Below are 7,810 nucleotides of genomic sequence, written 5' to 3' on the forward strand. Positions count from 1 at the left end.
GGCGCTCGTCGGCGAGGTGGCGGACCTCGGCGAGCAGAGCGGCGCCGCGCTCCTCGGCGACGGCGAGGCGGCGCTCGGCCTCGGCGGCCCGGGTCTGGGCGGCGGCGGTGCGGGCGTCGGCCTCGCGGGTGGCGTCCTGCGCGTCGCGGGCGGCGTCCTCGGCGGTGCGGACGCGCCGCTCGGCGTCGCGGGTGCGGTCCTCGGCGGCCCGGTAGCGGGCCTCGGCGTCGTCGGCGGCCTCCCTGGCGGCGGTGGACGATTCGTGCAGCCGGTGTTCGGCGCGGGCGAGCCGTTCCTCGGCGGCGCGGGCGCGCTGCTCGGCGACGTGGGCGCGCTCCTCGGCGACCGCCGCCCGGGTGGTGGCCCGGGCCCGGCCGCGGGCCAGCACGCCCGCCGTCGCGGCGGCCAGCGCCGTGGTGATCAGCACGATCAGCGCGATAGGCGTCATTGATTTCCTCGGGGGGTTCCTCGGGGGACTTCCTCGCGGGCGGGCCGGCTCGCGGGCCCGGTCAGTCCCGGTAGCCGATGTCGGGGAAGAGGCGCCGGGCGTGGACGGAGTCCTCGGCTATCTCGCGCGCGACGAGGGCGACCTGGGTCATGGCCTCCAGGACGTTCGGCGCCTCGCCGCCGTCCAGGTGCCGGTACTCGGCGGCGACGGTGAGCACCAGCCGCTCGGGCAGGCCGAGTTCGGGGTGGCGCTGCTCGGCGATCACCCGGCGGGCGGCGTCCAGCGCGGGGATCCCGGCGGTGTGCAGGGCGTGGGCGCGCTCGCGGACGTACGCGAGGTAGGCGATGTGGGCGCGGACGCCGTCGCGGTCGAGCACCGGGCCGTGGCCGGGGACGACGGTCTCGGCGCCGGTGTCGAGGATCCGCTCGCACGCGGCGATGATGTTCTCCAGCGGGCCGGCCCAGTGCGAGGGGTGGTCGCCGGGCTGCTCGGGGGTCGACCCGAAGATGACGTCACCGGCGAACACCGTGCGCCGGCGCGGCAGGTGGACGATCAGGTCGCCGCCGGTGTGCGCCGAGGGCAGGGCGGTGACGTGCACCGGGTGCTCGCCCACCGTGAGTTCGAGCTCGCCGGTGAAGACGGTGTCCGGGCGCACCGGCTCGGTCTGCGACCAGTCGAAGCGGCCGAAGTGCTCGCGGAGGTAGCCGCCGAGCGGCGAGTCGGGGTCGCCGCCCGCGACGAGGGCGTGCTGCTGCTGCGGGGTGGGCTCGTAGTGGATGTGCTCCAGGGCCTCGCGGGTGGAGATCACCTCGGCGTCCGGGAGGACGCCGGCGCCCCAGAGGTGGTCGCCGTTGGCGTGCGTGACGATCACGCGGTCGACGGTGACGCCGTCGGCCAGCACCCGGCGGCTCTCGGCGAGGAACTCCGAGGCCATCGACGGGTCGTAGGGGGTGTCGATCCAGAGCGCGGTCTTGCGGGAGGTCAGCAGCCCGCAGTTCGCCAGTCCCCAGCCCCGCTTCGGGGGCAGCCACACGTGGAGGTCTTCGGCGATCGCGCTCAGGGCGGCACGGTTGATCGTCATGTGCGCGATTATGCCGACGATGTGTCAGGAGCGGGGCAAAACCTGGGCGATCGCTGTGAGTTCATGCCCCAGACGCTCCCGAACCGTCCGGATTCGTGCCACCTGGTCGAGACCAATCGTCTCATCGGGCGGGACGGTACGTGGACACCGCGAACTTATGCCCGAAGAGTCACCCCAGGCGCCGGATCCCCTTGCGCTCACCCGCGCAACGCTCGTACCCCAGCCAGGCGTTGACCGCCAGCATCGGCGCGTTGGTCGTGTCGTTGCTGGTGTACGCGCGCCGGTAGCCCGCCGCCGCCGCGAGCCGCAGCGACTCCAGCTTGGCCAGCTTGCTCAGGCCGCGGCCGCGGAACTCCCGGCGGCAGCCGGTGAACGCGGACCAGTAGCGGTCCACCCCGTCGGTCTGCGCCACGGTGAACGCCGCCGGTTCCCCGTCCACCACGGCGACCACGGTCAGGTCCAGGTCGAGGTCGGGCCGGGCCCAGTCGCCGTGCAGCCACTCCTCGTAGTCCAGGGCGTCCATCGTCACCTCGCCGGGCTCGTCCCGGATGGCGTCCGCCTCCACCAGGAACAGCGGGCGCGGATCGTGCGCCCAGTCGCGGGCCGGGCGCAGCTCGACGCCGGCCGGCCGCAGCGGCGCCTCGGGCAGCGGCAGCGTCAGGTCCCGCCCGCCGAACTGCGCGGTGCGCCCGAGCTCGTAGCCCCGGGCGGCGGCGAAGGCCAGCGAGTCGGGCTCCTCGTCCAGCAAGGTGTGCATCTCGGTCACCCCGTGCGCGGCCAGGTGCCGTTCGGCCGCGGCCAGCAGCGCCGTCGCCGCGCCGCGCCGGCGGAATTCCGGCAGCACGCTGCCGTTGGCGTAGCCGACGCCGGTGGTCGTCGTCCCGAGCGCCAGGGCGCAGCGCACCGCGCCGACCACCCGGCCGTCCAACTCGGCGACGAAGGTGCGGAAGTGCTCGTCGGGGTTCTGCCGGGCGTTCGCCCACAGCAGGGCCTCGGCCGTCCACACCAGGTGCTCGCGCCCGGCGCGGTGGGCGGCCGACACCGCCTCGGCGTCGGCGGGGCGGAAGTCTCGGATCATCGGTCGGGTCTCGGTCATCGATCCGCACGCTATCCGCAGTTCCCGTCCTGCGCCTCCGAATTATCCGTACCCAGGCCACCCCACCTGCGGGGACGGCCCGGGGCGGGCGGTAGGGTCCCGGCTGGACAAGCTCAAATAATGCTCTGAGAAGACCGGGTGGGGCTTGGCAGCCACCCCGCCCGGGGACATTCTCGGCAACACGGCCCACGGGCGGTCCCGGCGACGGCGCCCGCACCACCCGACGGCCCCTCACCCCGGCCCTCCGAAGGGGGCGTACCGATGACTTCCCCTGCACTGAACCTGCCCGCACGGGCGGCCCGCGCCGCCGTCGCCCCGGCCGGCCCGGCCTCCTCGCCCCGGCTCGGCGTCGGCCTCGGCTGGCGCACCGAGATCGACACCGTGGTGGAGCGTCAGCCCGGCCTGGACTGGGTCGAGGTGGTCGCGGAGAACATCTGCACCGGCCACCTGCCCGCCTCGCTGACGGTGCTGCGCGAGCGCGGTGTCACCGTCGTCCCGCACGGCGTCTCGCTCGGCCTCGGCGGCGCCGAACGGCCCGCGCCCGAGCGCCTCGCCCGGCTCGCCGGGACGGCCGCCGCGCTCGGCTCGCCGCTGGTCACCGAGCACCTGGCGTTCGTCCGGGCCGGCGGCCTGGAGGCGGGCCACCTGCTGCCCGTCCCGCGCTCGCGGGACGCGCTGCGGGTGATCGCCGAGAACGTCCGGATCGCCCAGGACCAGCTCCCGGTGCCGCTCGCGCTGGAGAACATCGCCGCCCAGCTGGCCTGGCCGGACGACGAGCTGACCGAGGGGCAGTTCCTCGCCGAGCTCGTCGAGCGCACCGGCGTGCGGCTGCTGATCGACGTGGCCAACCTGCACACCAACCGGGTCAACCTCGGCGTCGACCCGGCCGCCGAACTCGACCGCCTGCCGCTGGAGGCCATCGCCTACGTGCACGTCGCCGGCGGCACGATGGTCGACGGCGTCTGGCACGACACCCACGCCCACCCCGTCACCGAACCGGTGCTGGAGGTGCTGGCCGACCTGTGCGCGCGGGTCGCACCGCCCGGCGTCCTGCTCGAACGGGACGCGGCCTTCCCGCCGCCCAGTGAGCTGGCCGGTGAACTGGACGCGATCCGCCGGGTGCTGGAGGGGAGCACCCGCGGATGACGGAACGACCCGTAGAGGACCTCACCACGGCGCGCGAGCAGCTCGCGCGGCGCCAGGAGGAGCTGCTGGCCGCCCTGGTGGCCGGCGGCCCCGTCCCGCCGGGCTTCGACCCGGCGCAGGTCCGCGCCCAGTCCACCGGCCTCGCCGCCAAGCGGCGGGACACCGTCGCCCGCGTCGCGCCCGAGCTGCCCCGGCTGCTCGGCCCGCGGTACGGGCCGCTCTTCCTCGCCTACGCCCGCACCCACCCGCAGACCGCGGGCTACCACGCGGACGCCCGGGCGTTCGCCGCCTGGGCGCTCACCCACGCGCGTCCGCTGGCCGCCGACTGCCGCCGGGCCCTGGAGCAGTGGCTGCACCCGGCGCCGGCCCGGCCGCCGGGACCACTGGCCCGCCTGCGCCGGGCCCTGCGGCGCCGGTAACTCTCTTCACACCTCGGGGGAACCGCCCATGTGGCACAACACCTACTTCGTCATCCCCGCCGTCCTCCTGGTCGCCGCCGTCCTGTACGTCGACCACACCGCGCGGCGCGTCCGGCACGTCCCCCGCCCGCAGGGCCTGCCCGGCCGCGGCCTCCCGCTGCTGAGCGCCGCGTTCCTGGCCGGTGGCCCGGGGCGGGTCTTCGACACCGCGCTCGTCCGGATGCACCTGGCCGAGCGCGTGGTGATCAGCCGCGGCGGCACCGTCACCCTCACCCACGACCGGCCGTACGACGCCGTCGAGGAGGCGGTCATCCGGGCCGTCGGCCCGAACGGCAGCCGCGACCTCGGCCCGCTGCGCCGGGAGGTGATGCGCTCCCCCGCCGTCCAGTCCCTCGGCGACGAGCTCGCCGACCGCGGCCTGCTGCGCCGCCCCGACCGGCTGGGGGCCGCCCGCAAGGCCCGCCGGCTGCTCTGGCTCGCGGTGGGTGGCGTCGTGCTCTTCTTCGTCCTGTCCCTCCTGCTCGACGACGACGGGCGCGGCGAGCGGCCCGCCCTGTGGGCCCCGGTGGTCCTGCTGGCGCTCGGCCTGGTCACGCTGCTCGCCTCCCGCCCGGCCAAGGGCCGGATCACCCCGGCCGGGCAGCGCCAGCTCTCGCTCATGAACACCGGCAAGCCGTGGTCGCCCGGCTCCGGCGTGTACGGGAACGCGGCCAACGGCGCGGTGCTCGGTGCCCTCGCGCTCGGCGGGCTGGCCGTCGCGGGGGCGGAGCTGGCCAACGAGGAGCTGCAGGAGGCGCTGGTCGGCGCGGCGGTCCAGGAGGCGGCGGCGAAGCGGGCGTTCGGCGCCTCGTCGGGCTCGGGGTCGAGCTGCTCGTCGTCGCTGTCGTCCGACTCCTCCGACTCGTCGGGCTCCTCGGGCTCGTCCTCGTGCGGCGGCGGCACCGCGTCATGGTGCGGCGGCTTCTCGGACAGCGGGACGTCCTCCGGGTGCGGGTCGTCGAGCTGCGGCTCCTCGCCATCGCACAGCTGCGGCTCCTCGTCCTCCCACAGCTGCGGGTCGTCCTCCTCGCACAGCTGCGGGTCCTCGTCCAGCTGTGGGTCCTCGTCCAGTTGCGGATCCTCGTCCAGCTGTGGCTCGTCGTCCAGCTGTGGCTCCAGCTGCGGCTCCTGAGGCCACGGTTCACGTCACAGTTCGGTATCGCGCCCCCGGAAGCCGTTCCCCGGGTCGTCGGCGGCGGCATACAACAAGGCCATGTGGTTGCTGTTCCTCATACCGGCGTGCGTGGCCGCGGTGCTCTCCTGCCTCCGGCTCGTCCGGATGACCGCCACCGCCGACGCCCTCGCCGGGCAGGACGGGCTTCGCCCGCCGGAGGCCGTCGGGATAGGGCTCTACGAGACGGCGTACCTGGCCGGCGGCCCGGACCGGGTCGTCGAGCTCGCCCTCGTCCTGATGGCCGGCCGCGGCCGGCTGCACCTCGCCCACACCGGCTGGACCACCGTCGTCGACCCCAAGGGCCGCAGCCGGCTGGAGCGGGCGATCATCGCCACCGTCGGCCCGGACGGCCAGTGCCGCACCGACGAGCTGCGCCGGGCCATGGGCGAGCACCCGACCGTGCTGGAGATCGGCGCCCGGCTCTCGCTCGCCGGGCTCGCCACCCCGGCGCTGGTCCAGCGCAACACCGTCGTCGTGGTCCGCCAGGTGCGGCACGCGCTGCTGCTGAGCCTCGGCCTGCTCGCCGCCGCCCTCGCCCTCGGGTGCTTCACCGACGGCGACGCCCTCGCCCCGCTCGCCTGGTTCTCGCTGCCGCTGGTGCTCACCTCCGGCACCCTGCTGATGGCCCGGGTGGACGTCTACCCGTACACCCGCTGGGCCTCCCCGATCGGCCAGGAGGTCCTGCGCGAGGTGCGCCCGACCCGCCAGTACGGCCTCGGGGACGACGAGGAGCGCGAACTCCTCACCGCCGTCGCCATGAACGGCCCCGCCGCCCTCGCCGACCCCCGGCTGCGCGCCGCCCTGCGCCCCCACCGCATCTGACGGGCCGCGCCCGCGAAACGCGGACGGGGCCCGCCGCGGCGGACCCCGTCGTCGTCGAGCTCCCGGTCAGACCAGGCCGTTGAGGAGCTCGCTGACCGGCTTGCGGCGGCCGGTGAAGAACGGCACCTCCTCGCGCACGTGCAGGCGCGCGCGGGACGGGCGCAGGTCGCGCATCAGGTCGACGATGCGGTGCAGCTCGTCCGCCTCGAAGGCGAGCAGCCACTCGTAGTCGCCGAGCGCGAACGAGGCGACCGTGTTGGCCCGGACGTCGGGGTAGCCGCGGGCCATCTGGCCGTGCTCGGCGAGCATCGCGCGCCGCTCGGCGTCCGGCAGCAGGTACCACTCGTAGGAGCGGACGAACGGGTACACGCAGACGTAGTCGCGCGGGCGCTCGTCGGCGAGGAACGCGGGGATGTGCGACTTGTTGAACTCGGCCGGGCGGTGCAGCGCCATGTTCGACCAGACCGGCTCCAGCTGACGGCCGAGGCCCGTGCGGCGGAAGCGGTTGTACGCCTCCTGCAGGTCGTCGGAGTCGGCGGCGTGCCACCAGACCAGGATGTCGGCGTCCGCGCGCAGACCGGACACGTCGTACGTGCCGCGCACGGTCACGTCCTTCGCGGCCAGCTGGGCGAAGAGCTCGTCCACCTCGGCGGCCAGGGCGGTGCGGTCCTCGGGCAGGGCGCCCTTGAGCTTGAACACCGACCACATCGTGTAGCGGATGACCTGGTTCAGGTCGCGCGCCTTCTTCTTCTCGGGCTGCTGCTCCGGCTGCCGCTCAACGGTCTCAGTCATGCGCCCATTGTCCTCTCCGTGGAACCTTCCCCCGTCTCCGGGGTCAACAGTTTGTCGAGCGCCGCCACGGCGGTGGCCGCGGAGGCGATGCACGCCGGGATCCCCACGCCGTCGTACGCGGCGCCGCACAGCGCCAGGCCGCCCGCCCCGGCCGCCGCGGCCCGGATCCGGGCCACCCGGTCCAGATGGCCCACCGGGTACTGCGGCAGGCCGGCGTCGAAGCGCGAGACGGCGGTGTCGTACGGGCGCGCGGTGAGCCCGATCGCCTCGCCGAGGTCGGCGAGCGAGAGCGCCACCAGCTCCTCGTCCGCCAGGTCCAGCACCGCCTCCTCGCGGTGCCGGCCCAGCGAGGTGCGCAGCAGGAACGCGTCGGGGGCCGAACGCTCCAGCCAGCCCCACTTGTTGGAGGAGAAGGTCGACGCCTTGATCCGCCGCCCGTCCACCGGCGGCACCAGGAAGCCGCTGCCAGCCGGCACCTCGGCCAGGTCGGCGCGGCGGAACGCCAGGGTGACGAGGGCCATGCCCGCGTACTCGACGGTGTCCAGCTCGGCGGCGGCCGCGGGCACGTCCGTGCGCAGCAGCCGGGCGGCGGCGGGCGCCGGGACGGCCAGCACGACGGCGTCCGCGGCGAGCACCTCGCCGCCGGCCACGACGCGCCAGCCCTCGGGGGTGCGGCGCAGCTCGTCGACGGGGGTGTCGGTGCGGAGGTCCACGCCCGCCTTCACGCAGGCCGCGGCGACGGCGTCCGGCAGGGTGCCGAGGCCTCCGCGCAACCCCTGGAAGACGGGCGTGC

6 protein-coding genes and 2 pseudogenes are annotated in these 7,810 nt (G+C 75.3%); 3 read left to right on the forward strand and 5 right to left on the reverse strand.

All coding sequences use genetic code 11. The features are described 5' to 3' along the window. The 3 genes and pseudogenes from AB0O00_RS24460 to AB0O00_RS24470 form a co-directional block, all read right to left on the reverse strand. A pseudogene (locus AB0O00_RS24460) lies at positions 1-448 on the reverse strand (hypothetical protein); the annotation flags it as partial. Positions 449-509: 61 nt separating this feature from the next. Further along, on the reverse strand, positions 510-1,529 hold the full coding sequence (locus AB0O00_RS24465; RefSeq protein ID WP_363655121.1) for an MBL fold metallo-hydrolase: 1,020 nt from the start codon (positions 1,527-1,529) through the stop codon (positions 510-512). Positions 1,530-1,698: 169 nt separating this feature from the next. Continuing rightward, a complete protein-coding gene (locus AB0O00_RS24470) occupies positions 1,699-2,625 on the reverse strand; it encodes a GNAT family N-acetyltransferase (protein ID WP_363655123.1) in 927 nt (308 codons plus the stop codon). A gap of 282 nt (positions 2,626-2,907) precedes the next feature. Between AB0O00_RS24470 and AB0O00_RS24475 the strand changes: the two are divergent. The 3 genes and pseudogenes from AB0O00_RS24475 to AB0O00_RS24485 all read left to right on the forward strand — a co-directional run bounded on the left by AB0O00_RS24475 (position 2,908) and on the right by AB0O00_RS24485 (position 6,225). Continuing rightward, positions 2,908-4,190: pseudogene (locus AB0O00_RS24475) on the forward strand (DUF692 domain-containing protein). A 28-nt stretch (positions 4,191-4,218) separates the two neighbouring features. Continuing rightward, positions 4,219-5,361, forward strand: a complete 1,143-nt coding sequence (locus AB0O00_RS24480; protein WP_363655125.1) for a TIGR04222 domain-containing membrane protein — start codon at positions 4,219-4,221, stop codon at positions 5,359-5,361. Between the two features lie 81 nt (positions 5,362-5,442). Continuing rightward, a complete protein-coding gene (locus AB0O00_RS24485; RefSeq protein WP_363655127.1) occupies positions 5,443-6,225 on the forward strand; it encodes a TIGR04222 domain-containing membrane protein in 783 nt (260 codons plus the stop codon). Between the two features lie 66 nt (positions 6,226-6,291). Here AB0O00_RS24485 and hemQ read toward each other — a convergent pair whose 3' ends face one another. Further along, the gene (hemQ, locus tag AB0O00_RS24490; protein ID WP_363655129.1) at positions 6,292-7,017 is read right to left on the reverse strand and encodes a hydrogen peroxide-dependent heme synthase; all 726 of its coding nucleotides are present in this window, start codon (positions 7,015-7,017) and stop codon (positions 6,292-6,294) included. Then, on the reverse strand, positions 7,014-7,810 hold a 797-nt coding region (gene hemG, locus AB0O00_RS24495), incomplete at its 5' end, for a protoporphyrinogen oxidase (protein WP_363655131.1). The genes hemG and hemQ, both read right to left, overlap by 4 nt.

Origin of the sequence: Kitasatospora sp. NPDC093558 (assembly GCF_040683475.1) — a bacterium.
Classification (GTDB): Bacteria; Actinomycetota; Actinomycetes; order Streptomycetales; family Streptomycetaceae; genus Kitasatospora.

Coding starts and splice junctions, on each gene's coding strand:
- AB0O00_RS24465 (WP_363655121.1), bottom strand. CDS start 1,529: ATGACGATCAACCGTGCCGCCCTGAGCGCGATCGCCGAAGACCTCCAC.
- AB0O00_RS24470 (WP_363655123.1), bottom strand. CDS start 2,625: ATGACCGAGACCCGACCGATGATCCGAGACTTCCGCCCCGCCGACGCC.
- AB0O00_RS24480 (WP_363655125.1), top strand. CDS start 4,219: ATGTGGCACAACACCTACTTCGTCATCCCCGCCGTCCTCCTGGTCGCC.
- AB0O00_RS24485 (WP_363655127.1), top strand. CDS start 5,443: ATGTGGTTGCTGTTCCTCATACCGGCGTGCGTGGCCGCGGTGCTCTCC.
- hemQ (WP_363655129.1), bottom strand. CDS start 7,017: ATGACTGAGACCGTTGAGCGGCAGCCGGAGCAGCAGCCCGAGAAGAAG.